General features: G+C 62.3%; 21 protein-coding genes. 11 read left to right on the forward strand and 10 right to left on the reverse strand.

What is annotated here, in order from left to right:
- The first annotated feature begins 73 nt into the window (after positions 1-73).
- From rpe to trpE, 3 genes are all read left to right on the forward strand, one after another.
- Positions 74-748: a ribulose-phosphate 3-epimerase gene (gene rpe / locus ACLEJW_RS18935; protein ID WP_313295863.1), complete on the forward strand. Its 675-nt coding sequence runs from the start codon at positions 74-76 to the stop codon at positions 746-748.
- Positions 745-1,563, forward strand: coding sequence for a phosphoglycolate phosphatase (locus ACLEJW_RS18940; protein ID WP_313295861.1), 819 nt, complete (start codon positions 745-747; stop codon positions 1,561-1,563). The genes rpe and ACLEJW_RS18940 overlap by 4 nt, the downstream gene beginning before the upstream one ends.
- A 70-nt stretch (positions 1,564-1,633) precedes the next feature.
- The gene (gene trpE, locus ACLEJW_RS18945; protein ID WP_313295859.1) at positions 1,634-3,115 is read left to right on the forward strand and encodes an anthranilate synthase component I; all 1,482 of its coding nucleotides are present in this window, start codon (positions 1,634-1,636) and stop codon (positions 3,113-3,115) included.
- A 34-nt stretch (positions 3,116-3,149) separates the two neighbouring features.
- Here trpE and estP read toward each other — a convergent pair whose 3' ends face one another.
- Complete coding sequence (estP, locus tag ACLEJW_RS18950; protein ID WP_313455133.1) at positions 3,150-5,054, reverse strand: esterase EstP; 1,905 nt, start codon at positions 5,052-5,054, stop codon at positions 3,150-3,152.
- A gap of 371 nt (positions 5,055-5,425) precedes the next feature.
- Between estP and ACLEJW_RS18955 the strand changes: the two genes are divergently transcribed.
- From ACLEJW_RS18955 to ACLEJW_RS18970, 4 genes are all read left to right on the forward strand, one after another.
- Positions 5,426-6,019, forward strand: a complete 594-nt coding sequence (locus ACLEJW_RS18955; RefSeq protein WP_313295855.1) for an aminodeoxychorismate/anthranilate synthase component II — start codon at positions 5,426-5,428, stop codon at positions 6,017-6,019.
- A 9-nt stretch (positions 6,020-6,028) separates the two neighbouring features.
- Positions 6,029-7,078 (forward strand): anthranilate phosphoribosyltransferase, encoded by a 1,050-nt coding sequence (gene trpD, locus ACLEJW_RS18960; RefSeq protein WP_313295853.1) that lies wholly within the window; start codon positions 6,029-6,031, stop codon positions 7,076-7,078.
- A complete protein-coding gene (gene trpC / locus ACLEJW_RS18965) occupies positions 7,075-7,908 on the forward strand; it encodes an indole-3-glycerol phosphate synthase TrpC (protein WP_145183418.1) in 834 nt (277 codons plus the stop codon). The genes trpD and trpC overlap by 4 nt, the downstream gene beginning before the upstream one ends.
- A gap of 104 nt (positions 7,909-8,012) precedes the next feature.
- A complete protein-coding gene (locus ACLEJW_RS18970) occupies positions 8,013-8,717 on the forward strand; it encodes a lipoate--protein ligase family protein (protein ID WP_440778043.1) in 705 nt (234 codons plus the stop codon).
- Here the strand turns inward: ACLEJW_RS18970 and crp are convergent.
- Entirely contained in the window at positions 8,714-9,358 is a 645-nt protein-coding gene (gene crp, locus ACLEJW_RS18975; protein ID WP_145183413.1) for a cAMP-activated global transcriptional regulator CRP, read from the reverse strand. The genes ACLEJW_RS18970 and crp overlap by 4 nt on opposite strands.
- Before the next feature lie 191 nt (positions 9,359-9,549).
- Here crp and ACLEJW_RS18980 point away from each other — a divergent pair, with 191 nt between their 5' ends.
- The gene (locus ACLEJW_RS18980; protein WP_145183410.1) at positions 9,550-9,972 is read left to right on the forward strand and encodes an OsmC family protein; all 423 of its coding nucleotides are present in this window, start codon (positions 9,550-9,552) and stop codon (positions 9,970-9,972) included.
- Between the two features lie 33 nt (positions 9,973-10,005).
- Here the strand turns inward: ACLEJW_RS18980 and ACLEJW_RS18985 are convergent, their stop codons facing one another.
- The 6 genes from ACLEJW_RS18985 to hemJ all read right to left on the reverse strand — a co-directional run bounded on the left by ACLEJW_RS18985 (position 10,006) and on the right by hemJ (position 14,431).
- Positions 10,006-11,046: a DUF2157 domain-containing protein gene (locus tag ACLEJW_RS18985; protein ID WP_313645752.1), complete on the reverse strand. Its 1,041-nt coding sequence runs from the start codon at positions 11,044-11,046 to the stop codon at positions 10,006-10,008.
- 10 nt (positions 11,047-11,056) lie between these two features.
- A complete protein-coding gene (coq7, locus tag ACLEJW_RS18990; protein ID WP_145183404.1) occupies positions 11,057-11,704 on the reverse strand; it encodes a 2-polyprenyl-3-methyl-6-methoxy-1,4-benzoquinone monooxygenase in 648 nt (215 codons plus the stop codon).
- 66 nt (positions 11,705-11,770) lie between these two features.
- On the reverse strand, positions 11,771-12,109 hold the full coding sequence (locus tag ACLEJW_RS18995; RefSeq protein WP_145183401.1) for a histidine triad nucleotide-binding protein: 339 nt from the start codon (positions 12,107-12,109) through the stop codon (positions 11,771-11,773).
- Positions 12,110-12,173: 64 nt separating this feature from the next.
- The gene (locus ACLEJW_RS19000) at positions 12,174-12,956 is read right to left on the reverse strand and encodes an SDR family NAD(P)-dependent oxidoreductase (RefSeq protein WP_145183397.1); all 783 of its coding nucleotides are present in this window, start codon (positions 12,954-12,956) and stop codon (positions 12,174-12,176) included.
- A gap of 66 nt (positions 12,957-13,022) precedes the next feature.
- Complete coding sequence (locus ACLEJW_RS19005) at positions 13,023-13,979, reverse strand: NAD(P)H-dependent flavin oxidoreductase (protein WP_440778044.1); 957 nt, start codon at positions 13,977-13,979, stop codon at positions 13,023-13,025.
- Between the two features lie 26 nt (positions 13,980-14,005).
- On the reverse strand, positions 14,006-14,431 hold the full coding sequence (gene hemJ / locus ACLEJW_RS19010) for a protoporphyrinogen oxidase HemJ (protein WP_145183391.1): 426 nt from the start codon (positions 14,429-14,431) through the stop codon (positions 14,006-14,008).
- A 141-nt stretch (positions 14,432-14,572) separates the two neighbouring features.
- Here hemJ and argC point away from each other — a divergent pair, with 141 nt between their 5' ends.
- A complete protein-coding gene (gene argC / locus ACLEJW_RS19015; RefSeq protein ID WP_313295838.1) occupies positions 14,573-15,607 on the forward strand; it encodes an N-acetyl-gamma-glutamyl-phosphate reductase in 1,035 nt (344 codons plus the stop codon).
- 132 nt (positions 15,608-15,739) lie between these two features.
- Entirely contained in the window at positions 15,740-16,090 is a 351-nt protein-coding gene (gene erpA / locus ACLEJW_RS19020; RefSeq protein WP_015268740.1) for an iron-sulfur cluster insertion protein ErpA, read from the forward strand.
- Positions 16,091-16,149: 59 nt separating this feature from the next.
- Here erpA and ACLEJW_RS19025 read toward each other — a convergent pair whose 3' ends face one another.
- Both ACLEJW_RS19025 and ACLEJW_RS19030 read right to left on the reverse strand, forming a co-directional pair.
- A complete protein-coding gene (locus ACLEJW_RS19025; protein ID WP_145183385.1) occupies positions 16,150-17,241 on the reverse strand; it encodes an anhydro-N-acetylmuramic acid kinase in 1,092 nt (363 codons plus the stop codon).
- Positions 17,242-17,243: 2 nt separating this feature from the next.
- Positions 17,244-18,662 (reverse strand): peptidoglycan DD-metalloendopeptidase family protein, encoded by a 1,419-nt coding sequence (locus tag ACLEJW_RS19030; RefSeq protein WP_440778045.1) that lies wholly within the window; start codon positions 18,660-18,662, stop codon positions 17,244-17,246.
- A 215-nt stretch (positions 18,663-18,877) separates the two neighbouring features.
- Between ACLEJW_RS19030 and tyrS the strand changes: the two genes are divergently transcribed.
- Positions 18,878-20,077, forward strand: a complete 1,200-nt coding sequence (gene tyrS, locus ACLEJW_RS19035; RefSeq protein WP_313295833.1) for a tyrosine--tRNA ligase — start codon at positions 18,878-18,880, stop codon at positions 20,075-20,077.
- Positions 20,078-20,167: the final 90 nt, after the last annotated feature.

Here is a 20,167-nt window from a genome sequence, read left to right on the forward strand (position 1 = left end):
TGATACCAATCAGCCCCGAGGCGTTTGCCTGAGTTACAATGCGCGCCACCGTGATTCTGCCAACAGGTGCGCCATGCAGCCCTACGCTATTGCCCCCTCCATTCTCTCTGCCGATTTCGCCCGTTTGGGCGAGGATGTCGACAAAGTCCTGGCCGCAGGCGCCGACATCGTTCACTTCGATGTGATGGACAACCACTATGTACCGAACCTGACCATTGGCCCGATGGTGTGCAGCGCGTTGCGCAAATACGGTGTGACTGCGCCAATCGACGTGCACCTGATGGTCAGCCCGGTCGACCGCATCATCGGCGACTTCATCGAGGCCGGCGCCACCTACATCACCTTCCATCCCGAAGCCTCGCAGCATGTCGACCGTTCGCTGCAGCTGATCAAGGACGGCGGTTGCAAGGCCGGCCTGGTGTTCAACCCGGCCACCAGCCTGGATGCCCTGAAGTACGTGATGGACAAAGTCGACATGGTGCTGCTGATGAGCGTCAACCCAGGCTTTGGCGGGCAGAAGTTCATCCCCGGCACCCTCGACAAACTGCGCGAAGCCCGCGCCCTGATCGATGCCAGTGGCCGCAACATCCGCCTGGAAATCGACGGCGGCGTCAACGTCAACAACATCCGTGACATCGCCGCCGCTGGCGCCGATACCTTCGTTGCCGGCTCGGCGATCTTCAATGCGCCGGACTATCAGCAAGTGATCGCCAAGATGCGCGCCGAACTGGCCCAGGCCCGCCCATGAGCGGCTTCGAGCAGCTGTTCCCAGGGACGCTGCCCAAGTTGGTGATGTTCGATCTGGACGGTACCCTGATCGACTCGGTGCCCGACCTGGCTGCCGCCGTGGACCGCATGCTGTTCGAACTCGGCCGCCCACCGGCAGGCCTCGAGGCTGTGCGCCAGTGGGTGGGCAACGGTGCGCCGGTGCTGGTGCGCCGTGCCCTGGCCGGCGGCCTGGAGCATGATCAGGTGGACGACGCGCTGGCCGAGCAGGGCCTGGCGCTGTTCATGGAAGCCTACGCGCAAAGCCATGAGCTCACCGTGGTCTACCCTGGGGTCAAGGACACCCTGCGCTGGTTGCAGAAGCAGGGTGTGGAGATGGCGCTGATCACCAACAAGCCCGAGCGTTTCGTCGCGCCGCTGTTGGACCAGATGAAGATTGGCCGGTATTTCCGCTGGATCATCGGCGGCGATACCTTGCCGCAGAAAAAGCCAGACCCGGCAGCGCTGTTGTTCGTCATGCAGATGGCCGGGGTCAGCCCCCAGCAGGCATTGTTCGTCGGCGATTCGCGCAGCGATGTGCAGGCGGCGAAGGCGGCCGGCGTGCAGTGCGTGGGCCTGACCTACGGCTACAACCATGGCCGGCCGATCAGCGATGAAACGCCCAGCCTGGTGGTCGATGATCTGCGCGCGCTGCTGCCCGGTTGCGCAGACCCGGCCACTGGGATAACGTTGGCGGACCTTCAAGCCTCCCCAGACAGAGAGTCTCCCGTGGCGGTCACTGGCAAATTGTGGATGAAAGTCATCAAGGCCCTGGCCCGTTGGCGCTGGCGCGCCTGACTCCTGCCCGCCGGCGCCCGCCGGCCCGTCCGCTTGCCCGACCCTACTGCTGCTTGCCACGAGGCTACTGATGACCCGCGAAGAATTCCTGCGCCTGGCCGCTGCCGGCTACAACCGCATTCCCCTGGCCTGTGAAACCCTGGCTGACTTCGACACACCGCTGTCGATCTACCTCAAGCTGGCCGATCAGGCCAACTCCTACCTGCTCGAGTCGGTGCAAGGCGGCGAAAAGTGGGGCCGTTACTCGATGATCGGCCTGCCGTCGCGCACGGTGATGCGCGTCCATGGCTACCGCGTGAGCATTCTGCAGGACGATGTGGAAGTCGAAAGCCATGAGGTCGAAGACCCACTGGCCTTCGTCGAGCAGTTCAAGGACCGCTACAAGGTCGCTGACATCCCTGGCTTGCCGCGCTTCAACGGCGGCCTGGTCGGTTACTTCGGCTATGACTGCGTGCGCTACGTGGAAAAACGCCTGGGTGCCAGCCCCAACCCCGATCCTTTGGGGGTGCCCGATATTCTGCTGATGGTGTCTGACGCCGTGGTGGTGTTCGACAACCTGGCGGGCAAGATGCACGCCATCGTGCTGGTCGATCCGGCCGAGGAGCAGGCCTACCAACACGGCCAGGCGCGCTTGCAGGCGCTGCTGGAAACCCTGCGCCAGCCGATCACGCCACGGCGTGGCCTTGACCTCAGCGGGCCGATGGCCGCAGAGCCGGAGTTTCGCTCAAGCTATACCCGTGACGACTATGAAGAGGCGGTTGGCCGGATCAAGGAGTACATCCTGGCCGGCGATTGCATGCAGGTGGTGCCGTCGCAGCGCATGTCGATCGACTTCAAGGCGGCGCCTATCGACTTGTACCGGGCGCTGCGCTGCTTCAACCCGACGCCCTACATGTACTTCTTCAACTTTGGCGATTTCCACGTGGTTGGCAGTTCGCCTGAAGTGCTGGTGCGGGTCGAGGACAACCTGGTGACCGTCCGGCCAATTGCCGGCACTCGCCCACGTGGTGCAACCGAAGAAGCCGACCGGGCGCTGGAAGATGACCTGCTGTCCGATGACAAGGAAATCGCCGAGCACCTGATGCTGATCGACCTGGGCCGCAACGATGTGGGCCGCGTGTCTTCGACCGGTAGCGTGCGCTTGACTGAAAAAATGGTCATCGAGCGCTACTCCAATGTGATGCACATCGTCTCCAACGTCACCGGGCAGCTGCGCGAAGGGCTGACGGCGATGGATGCGCTGCGTGCCATTCTGCCGGCCGGGACCCTATCCGGGGCGCCGAAGATCCGCGCCATGGAAATCATCGACGAGCTCGAGCCGGTCAAGCGTGGCGTGTATGGCGGCGCCGTGGGCTATTTTGCCTGGAACGGCAACATGGACACCGCGATCGCCATTCGTACTGCCGTGATCAAGGACGGTGAGCTGCACGTTCAGGCCGGTGGCGGCATCGTCGCGGACTCGGTGCCGGCGTTGGAATGGGAAGAGACCATCAACAAGCGCCGGGCCATGTTCCGCGCGGTGGCGCTGGCCGAGCAGACCTGCGCCAAGTGAGTGGGATGGGGCCGCTCGCGCGGCCCCGGCGATCTCAGAAGTCGATGCTGACGCCCAGGCTGACCCCTTGCTGGGTCAGCTCGTCACTCCTGCGCCAGTTGTAGTTGCCGCGCAGGTGCACCCCCGCCACCAGCTCATGGCTGATGCCCAGGCTCGCGCGAGTCAGGTCGCTGTGCGGTGTATAGCCGGTCAAGGTGAAATCATTGGCGGGTAGGCTGGTCAGGTGCAGTGTCACATCCTGCTGGTCATCCTCGAACTCATGCTCCTGCGCCACCTCGGCGAACAGGAGAGTGCTGGGCACCAGTTGCACGCTGCCGAGCAGGCCCACGCCCAGACGCCGTGACGTGCGTTCCTGATCATCGACGCCCAGGGCTGTTGCCCGGCCGCTCTTTTCCGCGTAGCCGTCGACCTTGACTCGCGCGTAATCGGCGCTGATGAACGGAGCCAGTTGCCAGCGGCTGCTGTCAGCTGCCAGGTTGTAACCCAGTCGCGCGGTCATGGCCCAGGCTTCGCCATCGGTATCGCCTTTTTCGCTGCGCGCGTTGGTGCCCAGGGCGAAGGTGCGCTTGAGGTCCCGGTAATCCAGGTGCCCGGCGCTAAGCGCCGCATCGGCCCACCAGCGATCCTGCCTGAACTGGGCGAAGGCGCTGGCCAGGTAGCTGTCGAGTTTGTAGTCCGAATCCTGCGCGCCCGCTTCCAGTTTCTGCCGGTAGACGCCGCCAGCAAGGCCAAGGCGCCAGGCGTCGTTCAACCGATAACTGCCGCCTACGGTCAGGTTGTAGCCGCGCCCGTCGGCACTGGCGGCGCTGCCTTGGTCATCGAAGTCGAGATCCTGGGCGCCGGTGCTGACGAACGCCTGCCATTGCCCAACCGGCTGCCAAGGTGTTTGCCATTGGCTGCGCAGTTCATCCTGGTGGGCGCGCAGGCTGGCATGGGCCATTTCCGGCAGCAACGTCAGCTCCCACGGTGCGGCGATGATCGAGTAGGCGTAGTCGGCGATCAATTGCTGGCCAGCGATGGTGGGGTGCACCGAGTCGTTGAACAGCAGCTTGGTCGGGTCGGGATTGCTGCTGTTGAGCCCGTAGAGCGGATTTTCCACGCAGCTGTCACCGCTGAAGCAGGTGCCGACCAAGTCCTGTCCTGCCGCCAGACCGAACTGCGTCGGGCTGGCCAGGGCTTCGCTCAGCAGCACGGGGATATTCAGCGGGATGATCTGGGCGTCGATCTGGCGCAGCTGGCTGGTAAGCGCCTGGTTGAACACGCCGGACAGCTGGCTCAGGGCGTTTTGTTGGGGGGTGCCGCTGAAGTTCGGGGTTTGCCCGAGATCGGGCAGCAGCCAGACCATGATGTAGCGCGCGCCGCCTTGCTGCAGGGCCTGGGCGCTGGCCGCCAACCGGGCGCCGGCCGCAGCAGCGGTGGCGGGGCTGTTGACCAGGCCTTGGAGGAAGTCGTTACCGCCGCCAGTCAGGTAATACAGCGCATTGGGGTCTGCCCGCAGGCCATTGGCCAGGTAGCCGGGCTTGTCGCGCAGCACCAGGCCTGGGAACAGCGGTGTATTGGGCGGCAGCACGGTCTTCGAGGTGGTGGTGATCGACTCGAGAATCTGCTGGGTGGTGTAGCCGCCCACGGCCCAGTTGTTGCCGTCTGCCAAGCCGAGCGCGCGATAGGTGGGCGAGGTCGAAGGGCCCAGTTCGGTCGGGCTGACGCCCAGTTGGCTGCCCAGGATCATCGGCGAGACCGGCGCAAAATTGCCTGCGGCGTCGCGGTTGGTGAAGCGCATGCCCAAGGTGCCGCCGGTCAGGTCGGGGAATTGCCCGGCATCGCTCAGGCTGTCGCCGAACACGATCAAGCTGGAGTAGGGCGAAGGGGCAGCAAAGGCCTGGCTGCAAGCCAGTGCCAGGGAAGCGAGGGTGAAGCGTATCAGCGGTGCTTTTCGCATCGTTCAACATCCTTTTCGTTGTTTTTATGAGGACTAGCCGCACGACCATAGCAAATCGCCGGGCATCCCTTCTAAGTCCATTCGTTTCCCAGTGTTTGGGGCATATTGCGCCCGCCGCCCCGGTAGGCTACTGTGCGTGCAAGTATGTGCGAGACCTACCCTGTGTTGATCGTCAGCAAACTCTTGATGCGCGTAATCAAGGCCCACGCCCGTTGGCGTTGGCGCGCCTGACTTTATCTCCTGCCGGCCTGTCCGGCCCGCCCCCGTTTGCCTTCCTGTCCGTTCACGTTTGCCTTATGGCAAAGCTGCGTCTGTGAATCGTGTAGGAAGGTTCAGATTATGAAGTCAGTAGATTCAAGAGGTTTAGCCCGATGTTACTGATGATCGACAACTACGACTCATTCACTTACAACGTCGTCCAATACCTTGGCGAGTTGGGTGCCGAGGTCAAGGTCATTCGCAATGACGAGATGACCATTGCCCAGATCGAGGCCCTCAACCCCGAGCGCATCGTCGTCTCTCCCGGCCCTTGTACCCCGAGCGAAGCAGGCGTTTCCATCGAGGCCATCCTGCACTTCGCCGGCAAGCTGCCGATCTTGGGCGTATGCCTGGGGCACCAGTCGATCGGCCAGGCCTTTGGCGGTGAGGTAGTGCGCGCCCGCCAGGTGATGCACGGCAAGACCAGCCCGGTTCACCATCGCGATCTGGGCGTGTTCGCCGGGCTCAACAACCCGCTTACCGTGACCCGCTACCATTCGCTGGTGGTCAAGCGCGAAACCCTGCCCGATTGCCTGGAAGTCACCGCATGGACCACCCATGCAGACGGTTCGGTCGACGAGATCATGGGTCTGCGTCACAAGACCTTGCAGATCGAAGGGGTGCAATTCCATCCCGAGTCCATACTCACCGAGCAGGGCCACGAGCTGTTCGCCAACTTCCTCAAGCAGACCGGCGGCCGCCGCTAAGGATCGATCATGGATATCAAAAGCGCGTTGAGCCGCATCGTCGGCCACCTGGACTTGAGCACCGATGAGATGCGCGATGTGATGCGCCAGATCATGACCGGCCAGTGCAGCGAGGCGCAGATCGGCGCCTTCCTGATGGGCATGCGCATGAAAAGCGAAAGCATCGACGAGATCGTCGGGGCGGTGTCGGTGATGCGCGAGCTGGCTGACAAGGTCGAGTTGCATAGCCTCGATGGCGTGGTCGACATCGTCGGCACCGGCGGTGATGGCGCGAATATCTTCAACGTGTCCACCGCCTCGTCGTTCGTGCTCGCCGCAGCCGGCTGCCCGGTCGCCAAGCACGGTAACCGTGCCGTGTCCGGCAAGAGCGGCAGCGCTGACCTGCTCGAAGCTGCCGGTATCTACCTGAACCTGACGCCGACCCAGGTCGCGCGTTGCATCGATAGCCTGGGCATCGGCTTCATGTTCGCCCAGAGCCACCACAGCGCCATGAAACATGCCGCTGGCCCGCGTCGCGACCTGGGGCTGCGGACCTTGTTCAACATGCTCGGCCCGCTTACGAATCCGGCCGGCGTGAAGCACCAGGTGGTCGGGGTGTTCACCCAGGCGCTGTGCCGCCCGCTCGCCGAGGTGCTGCAGCGCCTGGGCAGCAAGCATGTCCTGGTCGTGCACTCCAAGGACGGCCTGGATGAATTCAGCCTGGCGGCTCCCACGTTCGTCGCAGAGTTGAAGAACGACCAGATCAGCGAGTACTGGGTCGAGCCGGAAGACCTCGGCATGAAAAGCCAGAGCTTGCACGGCCTGGCAGTGGAGAATCCACAAGCGTCGCTGGCGCTGATTCGCGATGCGCTGAGCCGGCGCAAGACCGAAAACGGTCAGAAGGCCGCGGAAATGATCGTGCTCAATGCAGGGGCTGCGCTGTATGCCGCAGACCACGCCATGAGCCTCAGGTCGGGTGTGGAACTGGCCCACGACGTGCTGCACACCGGCCTGGCCTGGGAGAAGCTGCAAGAGCTGGGCGCCTTTACTGCGGTATTCAAGGTGGAGAACGAAGCATGAGTGTGCCAACGGTGCTGGAGCGGATCATCGCCCGCAAGTTTCAGGAAGTGGCCGAGCGCAGTGCGCGGGTCAGCCTGGCTGAGCTGGAGCGCCTGGCCAAGACAGCAGATGCCCCGCGCGGCTTCGCCAAGGCCCTGATCGAGCAGGCCGCGCGCAAGCAGCCGGCGGTGATCGCCGAAATTAAGAAGGCCTCGCCGAGCAAAGGCGTGATCCGCGAACACTTTGTTCCTGGCGAAATTGCCGTCAGTTACGAAAAAGGCGGCGCCACCTGCCTGTCGGTGCTGACGGACGTCGATTACTTCCAGGGCGCCGACCACTACCTGCAAGAGGCCCGTGGCGCAGTCTCACTGCCGGTGATCCGCAAGGACTTCATGGTCGATCCGTACCAGATCGTCGAGGCCCGGGCGTTGGGCGCCGACTGTGTGTTGTTGATCGTTTCGGCGCTCGACGACGTGAAGATGGCTGAATTGGCGGCGGTCGCCAAGGACGTTGGGCTCGACGTGCTGGTCGAAGTGCATGATGGCGATGAATTGGAGCGCGCCTTGAATACGCTCGATACGCCACTGGTTGGGGTGAACAATCGCAACCTGCACACCTTCGAGGTCAGCCTGGAGACTACGCTCGACCTGCTGCCACGGATCCCGCGCGACCGCCTGGCCATCACCGAGAGCGGAATACTCAATCGCGAAGACGTGCAGTTGATGGCAATCAACAACGTGTATTCGTTCCTGGTCGGTGAAGCATTCATGCGCGCCGAACAGCCCGGGCTCGAACTGCAGCGGCTGTTCTTCCCGGATCAGGTGAAGAAAACCGTTCAGCAACTGGACTGAGAGCAGACAAGCCGGCGCACTGCCGGCTTTTTTCTGCCTGCACGCGCGGCCGTTGTGTTGCGACCAGCGAGCCTTGGCGGCGCCACCCTACCGAAGGTACAACCATGACTGAGCAACCGCTTGCGATCACTGTTGAGGCAGGCCTGCAGGCCGAACAGGCGCTGTTGGCTGAGGTATGTCGCGGTGATCGCGAATGCGCCGTGTTGTTCTGGCGCCCGACTGATCGTGCATTGGTCATGCCGCGGCGCATGAGCCGCCTCGAGCACTTTGAAGCCGCCTGTGCAGAGTTGGCCATTGCCGGATGGCCGGTGCTGCTTCGCGAAACCGGTGGCGAGCCGGTCCCGCAATCGCCTGCGACGGTGAATATCGCCCTGGTGTACGTGGCGCCACGCAGCGAAGGCGACCACGGCCGAATCGAGAACGCCTACGAGCGTTTGTGCCTGCCGTTATGCGAGGTATTGCGCGAGTGGGGCGGTGTGGCCTCGGTGGGTGAGATCGACGGGGCTTTTTGCGATGGGCGCTATAACGTCAACCTCAATGGCCGCAAGCTGGTCGGCACGGCCCAGCGCTGGCGCCAGGGCCTGGGTGGCAAACGGCCGGTGGTGCTGGTGCACGGTGCCCTGTTGCTGGACAACGAACGGGAGTCGATGGTCGCTGCCGTCAACCGCTTCAACGAATGTTGCGAACTTGAGCAGCGCTGCTGCGCCGACAGTCACATCGCCCTGCATGAAGTAGCGCCCGAGGCACCCTGGTTCGAGCGTTTGGCCAAAGCCTATGACGATGTGCTGGCGGCATTGTCCAAAGACTAACGCGTACCGTAGACCACCATGGTCTTGCCTTTGACTTGCACCAGGCTGCGTTCTTCCAGGTCCTTGAGGACGCGGCCGACCATCTCCCGGGAGCAACCGACGATCCGCCCGATCTCCTGGCGGGTGATCTTGATCTGCATGCCGTCAGGGTGAGTCATGGCATCGGGTTGCTTGCACAATTCAAGCAGGCATCGGGCCACGCGACCGGTCACGTCAAAGAAGGCCAGGTCACCCACTTTGCGCGTGGTATTGCGCAGGCGCTGGGCCATCTGGCTGCCCAGGGCATAGAGAATGTCCGGATCTTGCCTGGTCACTTCACGAAATCGGTCGTAGCTGATTTCCGCCACTTCGCATTCTGTCTTGGCCCGTACCCAGGCGCTGCGCTGGTGTTCGCCGCCATTGGGCTCGAACAATCCCAACTCGCCGAAGAAGTCGCCGTTGTTGAGGTAGGCGATGATCATCTCGTGGCCTTCGTCGTCTTCGATCAAGATGGTGACCGAGCCCTTGATGATGAACGACAGCGTATCGGCCCGATCCCCGGCGCAGATGATGTTGCTCTTGGCGGTATAGCGGCGGCGCTGGCAGTGGGCTAACAGCTTGTCGATGTTCTTGATCTTGGCGGGTAGGGCTGAGGCAACCATCACGAAATCCTGTTCGATGCGACGCATAGGCTCTTGTTAGTCATCGGCTGACGCGAAGCGCCAGTCAATTGGCGCCAGCTTATCAGACACGGCCGGCAGTTTTGACACTAAAGCGCAGTGCATTGAGCTTTTCCGACAGGCATCCAAGGCTTAAGCTGACACCCTTTTGCGAATTCCAGGAGTACAGACAGATGAAGGCACGCATCCAATGGGCCGGCGAAGCCATGTTTCTCGGCGAGTCCGGGAGCGGTCATGTCGTGGTGATGGACGGTCCGCCCGAAGCCGGTGGGCGGAACCTGGGCGTACGCCCGATGGAAATGCTCCTGCTCGGCCTGGGCGGCTGCAGCAGTTTCGATGTGGTCAGCATCTTGAAGAAATCGCGCCAGGCCGTGGAAAGCTGCGAGGCGTTTCTCGAAGCCGAGCGGGCCAGTGAAGACCCAAAGGTGTTCACCAAGATCCACATGAATTTCGTGGTCAAGGGCCGCGGTTTGAAAGAAGCCCAGGTCAAGCGCGCGGTAGAGCTATCGGCCGAAAAGTATTGCTCGGCTTCGATCATGCTCGAACGGGCCAACGTCGAAATCACCCATGGTTACGAAATCGTCGAGCTGGGCTGAGCCTGACGGGGCGGCGCGCGGCCCCGCCTCGTTTCAGTCGCGCAGCGCGGGAAGCGCCGCCACCAACCAGTCGGGAAGGTTGCTGCGCACTGCCTGGCTCAAGCGCTCCCGGCGCTTCTGGTAAAGCAGGCCAAGGCCGATCACCCCAAGGCCGATAAAGCTCAGCACCACGGGGAACAACAACGAAGCGGCGAATACCTCGTAAGACAGGTAGCCCAAATAAGCGGCCACCCCCATGGCCCCGAATACCATGAACACTGGCCGGCGCAAGAGCACAGCGATGCCCATCAGGCCCAGGTTGATCAAACAATACAGCGCCTTGCCCAGCTCGCTGGCGCTTTCCGTCATGGTAAGCCCGCCCCAGAACGCCGCCAGCCCGGCCAGGTAACCCCAACGCGCATAATCGCCGCGCGTGCGGCCATCGATGATCAGAAATGCCATGAGCGTGGCTAGGCCGAACCACAGCGATACCGTGCGCCGCTGGTCCCAGCTGAACGGTGAGCCATAGATCCATTCGCTCAGGTCCATGGACATGAACCACAGCGCTACGGCGATCGGCATCACGATGAAGGGGTAGGGCACCAGCCGCAACATCAGCAGCCCCGCGACAACGGTGGCGGCCTCCATCAGCAGCCACCCCCCTTGTACGTAGGTGTAGTACTGATGATAGTCAGCCTGCGTATCGTCCATTGGCCACCATCCGGCGAGCCGTTCGATGGCAAAGACCAGCAACGGCACGATACTGACCGCCACCGCCGCCAGTACGCCCGCCGCGATGGGTTGCTGACGCCGCTGCCAATACAGCGCAAGTGCGGTGAGTGACACGATGTACAAGGCGGCCACCGCGAGCAGGGCGCCATCGCCGATGCGCATCCACGCTTCGGTCAGTAACCAGCCCATGGCGCCCATGATCAGCAGCGCACCGAAGTAGAATGCCGTGTGGGCCAGTTGAACATTGCCTTGGGACGGGGACTGGCTGCGCAGAAAGGCCAGCAGGGCCTGGTCCTGACCCGGCTGCAGAACCCCGGCTTGCACGGCGCGCGCCAGGTCCTTGGCGTCGATTCGATCCGTCATGGTTGCGCCTTCAGATGCGGTAAGTGCTCTTGGTCATGACCTTGGCCAACAGGCTCATGCCAAACCGTACGGGCATCGGGAAGCGGTAGCCGCCTGCCTCGAGGGCGGAATCGGCATGCTCGGCCTCATCGACACGCATCTGTTCGAGGATGGCGCGGGATTTCTCGTCCTGTTCGGGGAGCTGTTGCAAGTGCTCGTCCAGGTGTTTGCACACCTGATGCTCGGTGGCGGCGACGAAACCCAGGCTGACCTTGTCGCTGACCAGACCCGCCACGGCACCAATACCGAATGACATGCCGTAGAACAGCGGATTGAGCACGCTGGGGTGACTGCCCAGTTGACGGATACGTTGTTCGCACCAGGCCAGATGGTCGATTTCTTCGTCGGCGGCGTGCTCCATGGCCTTGCGCACCTGCGGCAGCTTGGCGGTCAGGGCTTGGCCTTGGTAAAGCGCCTGGGCGCAGACTTCACCGGTGTGGTTGATGCGCATGAGGCCGGCGACGTGGCGGGTCTGCTGCTCATCGAGCTGGGCATCGGGTTGAATGATCGCCGGCGACGGGCGGGACGGTTGGCCGCTGAAGGGCAGCAAGGTGCGCATGGCGGTATCGGCCTGCAGCAACAAGCGGTCGAGCGGCGAGTAGTGACGTTCGGTAGCCATCGGGCACCTCCGCTGAAGTGATGCCCGACAGTCTACCTCAATCGCCCACATGGGGCTTGCCTTGGGTCAGCCGGGCGGCCAGTTCATCTGGCGCTGGCCGAGCACGTGCATGTGGATGTGGTAGACGGTCTGACCGCCTTGTTCGTTGCAGTTCATGACCACGCGGAAGCCGTCTGCGCAGCCCAGTTCCTTGGCCAGTCGCTGGGCGGTGAAAAGAATGTGGCCCGCCAGGCCCTTATCTTCTTCAGTGAGGTCGTTGAGGGTGCGGATGTGCTTTTTAGGAATGACCAGGAAATGCACGGGCGCCTGTGGCGCGATGTCATGAAACGCCAGGACCTGGTCGTCTTCGTAAATGATCTTGGCGGGAATTTCCCGGTTGATGATCTTGATGAATAAATCGTCCACAGCACTTGCTCCAGGGTGAGTGACCGGCCCGAGTGTACTCAGCCTGGCGTCACTCGCCCAGTGGCTATTCCATACCGAGCGGACAGTAACGGCGGTGAATCAAGCCGGCCAGCTTGCGCGTCGCCCAGCGCGGCAAAAGACGCGCAAGACTTGCCAGCCAGCGGTTGCGGCGCTGCGGCATGATCACCGCGCGGTTTTTGGCGAGGGCTCGTACCGTGTACAGCGCCACTTCTTCAGGGCTCAGGCAGCGCTTGCTGCCTTCGAGCCTGGGAATGCGCCGGCGCGGCGAACGAACCGGGCCCGGGCACAGCACCGATACTTTGATACCAGCCGGTTTGAGCTCTTCACGCAGGGCCTCGCTGAAACTCATCACGTAGGCCTTGCTGGCGGCGTAAGTGGCCATGCCGGGGCCCGGCGCAACGGCGGCCAGGCCGGCGATGGTGAGGATCTGTCCGCCGCCTTGAACTGCCATCAGGTTACCGATGGCATGGCACAGCCGGCTAACGGCAAGAATGTTGACCTCGAGCAAGTCTTGCTCGTCTGCCCACTCATGGGCCAGGAACGGCCCATAGGTGCGTTGCCCGGCAGCGTTCACCAACAGGTCGATGCGTCGCTCGCCTTCTTCGAGCTCCAGAACGAAGCCCGAGAGCCGCAGCGGCTGACTGAGGTCACAAGCGCGCAGCAGCACTTCGACGCCGAAGCGCTGGGCCAGCTCGAGCGCGATGGGTTCGAGGGTTTCTCGATGACGTGCCACCAGTATCAAGTTACGCCCGCGCCGCGCCAGCGCTTCCGCCAGGGCCAGTCCCACGCCGCTGGAAGCACCGGTAATCATGGCGTAACGGGTCATGCATGGCTCCTGGGGGCGGAAGGGGCGCACAGTGTACAGCTTGCCCGAGCGAGTTGTTGCCTTTTGCTACGGGGCTTTGGCGCGTAACGCATCGGCGCGTGCCAGGGCAGCGTGGTACTCACTGTGCAAGCGTTCGATCAAGCGAGCGACACTGGGCAGATCATGGATATCGCCGACGCCTTGACCTGCTGACCAGACCGTTTTCCACGCCTTGGCCTCGTCGTCGATCGGCTTGAGCTTGCCCTGTTCATGCCCGGATTCGAGTGAGGCCATGTCGTAGCCGGCCTGTTCCAGGCTAGGGCGCAGGAAATTGGCAGGGATGCCCGACACGGCAGGGGTATGGATGATGTCGGCAGCCTCGGCGCTCAGCAGCATCTGTTTATAGCCATCCTGGGCCTGGCTCTCCTGCGTGGCGATCAAGCGGGTACCCATGTAGGCCAGGTCGGCTCCCAACAGTTGGGCCGCAAGCACTTCGTGGCCGTGGTTGATACAGCCTGCCAGCAGTAATGTCTTGTCGAAGAACTGGCGAATCTCGGCAGCCAGGGCAAATGGGCTGCAAGTTCCGGCGTGGCCGCCGGCACCTGCAGCCACAGCGATCAAGCCATCGACGCCGGCCTGGGCGGCTTTTTCAGCGTGACGGCGGGTGGTGACATCGTGGAATACCAGGCCGCCATAGCCGTGTACGGCGTCTATTACTTCTTTCACCGCGCCCAGGCTGGTGATGACGATCGGCACGCGATGCGCCACGCACAATGCAAGGTCTGCCTGCAAGCGCGGGTTGCTCGGGTGAACGATCAGGTTTACCGCGTAGGGCGCAGGCGCCTTCAGCGCGGCCAAGCCCGCCTCGATCTCCTCGAGCCAGGCCTTGAAGCCAGCGCTGTCGCGCTGGTTCAGGGCCGGGAAACTGCCCACCACGCCGCTGGCGCAGCAGCTCAGCACCATCTGAGGGTTGGAAATGAGAAACATCGGCGCGGCGACGATTGGCAAGCGCAGGCGTTGCTCAAGGGATGCGGGCAATGACATGGGCGGGCTCCAGTGCTAGAGGGCGATCAGAACGGTTTGACCACCACCAGGATGACGATGCCCAGCAACAAGAGCACCGGTACTTCGTTGAACCAGCGGTAGTACACATGGCTACGAGTATTGGTGCCTGCAGCGAAGCGTTTGCGCTGGGCGCCGCAGATGTGATGGTAGCCGGTCAGCACGATGACCAGGGTCAGCTTGGCGTGCAACCAGCCCTGGCTCAACCAGCCGGGGGTCAGGTAGAGCATCCAGGCACCGAAGACGTAGGTGGCGATCATCGCCGGGTTCATGATGCCGCGGTACAATTTGCGTTCCATGGTGATGAAGCGTTCCTGGCTGATGCCGTCCTGGCTCTGCGCGTGGTAGACGAACAACCTGGGCAGATAGAAGAGGCCGGCGAACCAGCAGACCACGCTGACGATGTGCAGCGCTTTGATCCATAGGTAAAGCATGGGGAAGTTCCTTCAAGTGATCACGGTCGTCAGATAGTAGAGGCCAAGCGCCCGAAGAGGCACCCCAAGAGTTGTTACAGACGGCTTGCGCCCCTATCATCGTGCGCTTTCCAGACGGCTCGTTGATAAGGGGCAAGCGTTATGATCAAGGTCGGTATCGTCGGCGGCACAGGGTACACCGGTGTCGAATTGCTGCGTTTGCTGGCGCAGCACCCTCAGGCCGAGGTAGCGGTCATCACCTCGCGCTCCGAAGCGGGGATGGCTGTTGCCGACATGTACCCGAACTTGCGCGGCCACTACGATGGCCTGGCCTTCAGCGTGCCCGACAGCAAGACCCTGGCCGCTTGTGACGTGGTGTTCTTCGCCACTCCGCACGGCGTCGCCCACGCCCTGGCCGGCGAGCTGCTGGCTGCCGGGACCAAGGTCATCGACCTCTCCGCTGACTTTCGCCTGCAGGACGCGGTGGAATGGGGCACGTGGTACGGTCAGCCGCACGGCGCGCCGGAGCTGCTCAAGGACGCCGTATACGGCCTGCCCGAGGTCAACCGCGAGCGCATTCGCCAAGCACGCCTGATCGCCGTGCCGGGTTGCTACCCGACTGCCACCCAGCTGGGCTTCCTGCCACTGCTCGAAGCGGGCCTGGCCGATCCCTCGCGGCTGATCGCCGACTGCAAGTCCGGCGTCAGTGGTGCTGGTCGCGGCGCAGCAGTGGGCTCGTTGTTCTGTGAGGCGGGTGAAAGCATGAAGGCTTATGCCGTCAAAGGTCACCGCCATCTGCCGGAAATCAGCCAAGGCCTGCGTCAGGCTGCTGGCGGAGATATCGGCCTTACCTTCGTACCGCACCTGACGCCCATGATCCGCGGCATCCATGCAACGCTTTACGCGACCGTGGTCGATACCTCGGTCGACCTGCAGGCGCTGTTCGAGAAACGCTATGCCGATGAACCGTTCGTCGACGTAATGCCGGCCGGCAGCCATCCGGAAACCCGTAGCGTACGCGGCGCCAACGTCTGCCGTATCGCCGTGCATCGCCCGCAAGGCGGTGACCTGGTAGTGGTGTTGTCGGTGATCGACAACCTGGTCAAGGGCGCCTCGGGCCAGGCGGTGCAGAACCTCAATATCCTGTTTGGCCTGGACGAGCGCATGGGGTTGTCTCACGCTGGCCTGCTGCCCTGAGCGAGCCGCGTCGAGCTGCAGGCGCGCGCCTGGCGCCGCTTGCAGCTTACGTATTGTTGACCGATTTTCTCGGAGAAGCGGATAATACGCGTCATCGAGTTTTATGGCGGCGATTACGCCGGGAGAGTCAACATGAGCGTCGAAACCTTCACCCCTACGGCTTTGGAATTCACCCATGGCGCTGCGCAAAAGGTGAAGAACCTGGTTTCCGAAGAAGGCAATGACCGTCTGAAACTGCGCGTTTTCGTCACTGGCGGCGGCTGCTCGGGCTTCCAGTACGGCTTCACCTTCGATGAAGATGTTGCCGAAGACGACACCATCGTCGAGCGCGAAGGCGTTTCGTTGGTGGTCGATCCAATGAGCTTCCAATATTTGGCTGGCGCCGAAGTGGATTACCAGGAAGGCCTGGAAGGTTCGCGCTTCGTGATCAAGAACCCGAACGCCGCTACCACCTGCGGCTGCGGTTCCTCGTTCTCCATCTGAACCCGGCTAGATGCAAAAACGCCGCGCAATTGCGCGGCGTTTTACCCTGTGGGCTCAGGTCAGGCTGGGTAGATGGCGCCAAGCACTCGCAGGCCTTGGGCTGCGGTCACGCTTGGGCGGTTGGCCGCGATGCCCTCCAGGCAGCAGTGGGCCAGCCAAGCGAACGCCATGGCCTCGACCCAGTCGGGATCGATGCCGTGGCTGCCGGTACTGCTGACTGTGGCAGCGGGCAGCAGTTGCCCAAGACGGGCCATCAGCGCACCATTGCGCGCGCCGCCACCGCAGACCAATAAAGCCTCGGTGCCGTGTTGAGCGTTCTGCAAGGCGTCGATGATGCTGCGCGCAGTCAATTCCAGCAACGTAGCCTGTACGTCCTGGATCGAATAGGCAGGCAGCTGAGCCAGGTGGCGATCCAGCCAGGCCAGGTTGAACACCTCACGGCCCGTACTTTTCGGGCCGCTGCCGGCAAAAAAGTCATCACTGAGCAGGCGCGACAGCAAGTCCGCCTGGACCTGACCGCTGGCAGCCCAGCGGCCGTTGGCATCGTAGGTCTGGCCCAGCTGACGCTCGATCCAGGCATCCAGCAAGACGTTGCCAGGGCCGCAGTCGAAGCCGTGCACGGGCTTGTCGTGCTCGATCAGGCTGAGGTTGCTGAATCCGCCGATGTTGAGAATCGCCAGGCGTTGGCCAAGGTGGCCGAACAAGTGCTCGTGAAACGCCGGAACCAGTGGCGCGCCCTGGCCGCCAGCCGCCACGTCGCGGCGGCGAAAATCAGCCACCACGCTGATGCCTGTGAGCTCCGCCAGTAGCGCCGGGTTACCGATTTGCACGGTGAAGCCGCGGGCTGGCTCGTGGCGGATGGTCTGGCCATGGCTGCCGATCGCGCGGACGGCGCTGGCAGGCAGCTGCTGGCTGGCCAGCAAAGCATGCACACCTTCACCCGCCAGGGTGGCCCAGCGGTTTTCGGCAAGGGCCGCGCGAGCGATTTCATCAGCGCCGCTGCTGCACAGGCTGAGCAATTCCTGGCGCAAGTCGGTGGGCATGGGCACGTAATGCGTTGCGAGCAAGCGCAATTGGGCACCTTGCTCGATCAACGCGATGTCCAGCCCATCGAGGCTGGTGCCGGACATCAGCCCTAGATAAAGCGCCATGCTCAGCGCTTGTTCGCCGCGAGCATGGTGGCCTTTTCCTGGTCCATGCGTGCGATCAAAGGTTGGCTCTGCTGCAGGAAGCGCTGGCGCTCGTTCTTGGCGATCGGGTCGGACATGGGCACCTTCTGGCTCAGTGGGTCGACGTGAACACCGTTGACCTGGAACTCATAGTGCAGGTGCGGGCCGGTGGACAGGCCAGTGGTGCCAATGTAGCCAATGATCTGGCCTTGCTTGACGTTGCTGCCGTTCTTGATGCCTTTGGCGAAGCCCTGCATATGACCGTAGAGGGTCTTGTAGCGATTGCCGTGGGCGATGATCACAGTGTTGCCGTAGCCGCCGCGGCGGCCTGCCAGTTCGATGCGCCCGTCCCCAGCAGCCTTGATGGGCGTACCACGTGGGGCGGCGTAGTCCACACCCTTGTGGGCGCGGATCTTGTTCAGAATGGGGTGCTTGCGGCCTGCAGAGAAGCGCGAGCTGATGCGTGCGAAGTCTACAGGCGTACGGATGAACGCCTTGCGCAGGCTGTTGCCATCGGCGGTGTAGTAGCTGGTGTTGCCCTGCTTGTTGGTGTAGCGCACCGCCGTGTAGGTTTTGCCGCGGTTGGTGAAACGGGCAGAAAGGATATTGCCGGTGCCGACGACCTTGCCGTCCATGACTTTCTGCTCGTAGACCACATCGAATTCGTCGCCTGGACGGATGTCCTGGGCGAAGTCGATGTCGTAGCCCAGCACCTTGGCCATGTCCATGGTCATGCTGTGCGAAAGGCCGGCACGCTGCGCGGAGGCTGACAGCGAGCTCTTGATCACGCCGTGGGCATAGGCAGTGCGTACTACGGGTTTGACGATCTCGCGATCGAAGGCATAGCCCTTGGCGGTCTTGCTCAGGCGGATGGTTTCGAGGTTGCTGACCTTGCTGTGCAGGCTGGCGAGCTGGCCATCCTTGTCGAGTTCGAACTGCAGCACCTGGCCATGCTTGAGCTGGCTGAACTGCTTGGCTTGCTTGCCGCTGGCCAGTACATCGTGGACCGCATTGGCCGGCAGGCCAACCTTGGCGAACAGGGTGGACAGGGTGTCGCCGCGGGCCACGGTGACTTCGCGGTGGCCGGGGAGCTTGGCGGTGGTGTTGTCGTCGGCGGCAGGCGCTTGCTGGGCGGCCTGCTCGGTATCGGCTTGGGCGTCCTCGATCTGTGCAAAGGGCGAGCCTTGACCGGCTTGCGATTGGACCAGCGGGGCGGTGCCGGCTTCGTCCTTCAATTGCTCGGCCGGGCTTTCGAGCTCCAGGCTAAGGGTGGTTTTTTTCGCTTCGACGTCGCTGGTTGGGAAGACTAGAAGGGCCAGGCTGAGCAGGGCGGCGATACCGCTAGCGGCCAACAGATGGCTTTTCGGATAAAGCGGAGGCGCTTTAGGCGTTTCGTTGGTCATAGGTAAGGAGACTTTGAAGAAAAGTGAATATGGAAAAGATGAATGACATGATGAAGATGAAATAACTGTATAAAATATAACCAAATCTATTTTCGCGCAAGGGCGCGTAGACGCTGTGACGCTACGGTCGGGTCACATTTCATTTCGAAACTTGTAATTGATGGCCGATCTTGTATGGTTGGCTCCCTTTGAATCTGAGCCTTGCGGGTCTGTCTATGAAGTCGGTTGAAGAGCAGCTGGCGCTTATCAAGCGCGGTGCGGAAGAGGTGTTGGTCGAGTCGGAACTGGTCGAGAAGCTCAAGCGCGGCCAGCCTCTGCGTATCAAGGCAGGCTTCGATCCGACCGCGCCTGACCTGCACCTGGGCCACACGGTGCTGATCAACAAGCTGCGCCAGTTCCAGGAGCTAGGGCATCAGGTGATCTTCCTGATCGGTGATTTCACCGGCATGATCGGCGATCCCAGCGGCAAGAGCGCCACGCGTCCGCCGCTGACCCGCGAGCAGGTACTGGACAACGCCGAGACGTATAAGCAGCAGGTGTTCAAGATTCTCGATCCGGCCAAGACCGAAGTCGCGTTCAACTCTACCTGGATGGACCAGCTCACGCCGGCCGACTTCATTCGCCTGGCATCGCAGTACACCGTCGCACGCATGCTCGAGCGGGATGACTTCGACAAGCGCTACACCACCAACCAGCCGATCGCCATCCACGAATTCCTTTACCCATTGGTGCAGGGCTACGACTCGGTCGCCTTGCACGCAGATGTCGAACTGGGCGGGACCGACCAGAAATTCAACCTGCTGATGGGGCGCGAGTTGCAGCGCGCCTATGGTCAGGAAGCACAGAACATCGTGACCATGCCGCTGCTCGAAGGTTTGGACGGTGTGAAGAAGATGTCCAAGTCGCTGGGTAACTATGTGGGTATCCAGGAGGCGCCAGGTGTAATGTACAGCAAGCTGGTGTCGATTCCGGATACCTTGATGTGGCGCTATTTCGAGCTGCTGAGCTTCCGTTCGATGGAAGAGATCGAGCAGCTGCGCGTCGACGTCGCCAATGGGGCGAACCCGCGTGACATCAAGATCAAGCTGGCCGAAGAAATCGTCGCACGCTTCCATGGTGAAGAGGCGGCGGCCAGTGCTCACCGCGCTGCGGGCAACCGCATGAAGGAAGGGGAGCTGCCGGAGGACCTGCCAGAAATCGAAGTGGCAGCAACTGAAGATCTGCCGATCGCTGCCGTTCTCAATCGGGCTGGCCTGGTGAAGAATTCTGCACAGGCCCGCGACTTGCTGAGTGGTGGCGCCGTCAAAGTGGATGGCGCCGTCGTTGACAAGGACTTCCTGTTTGCGCTCGGCGCGACCCATGTGTGCCAGGCTGGGAAGAAGTCGTTCGGCCGGGTTACCTTGAAAGCCGAGTAAGCGCCGGGTGATTTAGCTATATAGAAGCGGGGTGGCCGCAAGGCCACCCCGCTTTGTTTTTCAGCGATATCTGCATTTAATCAAATTAAC

It is taken from the genome of Pseudomonas sp. SMSB3, from assembly GCF_052041965.1.
Classification (GTDB): Bacteria; Pseudomonadota; Gammaproteobacteria; order Pseudomonadales; family Pseudomonadaceae; genus Aquipseudomonas.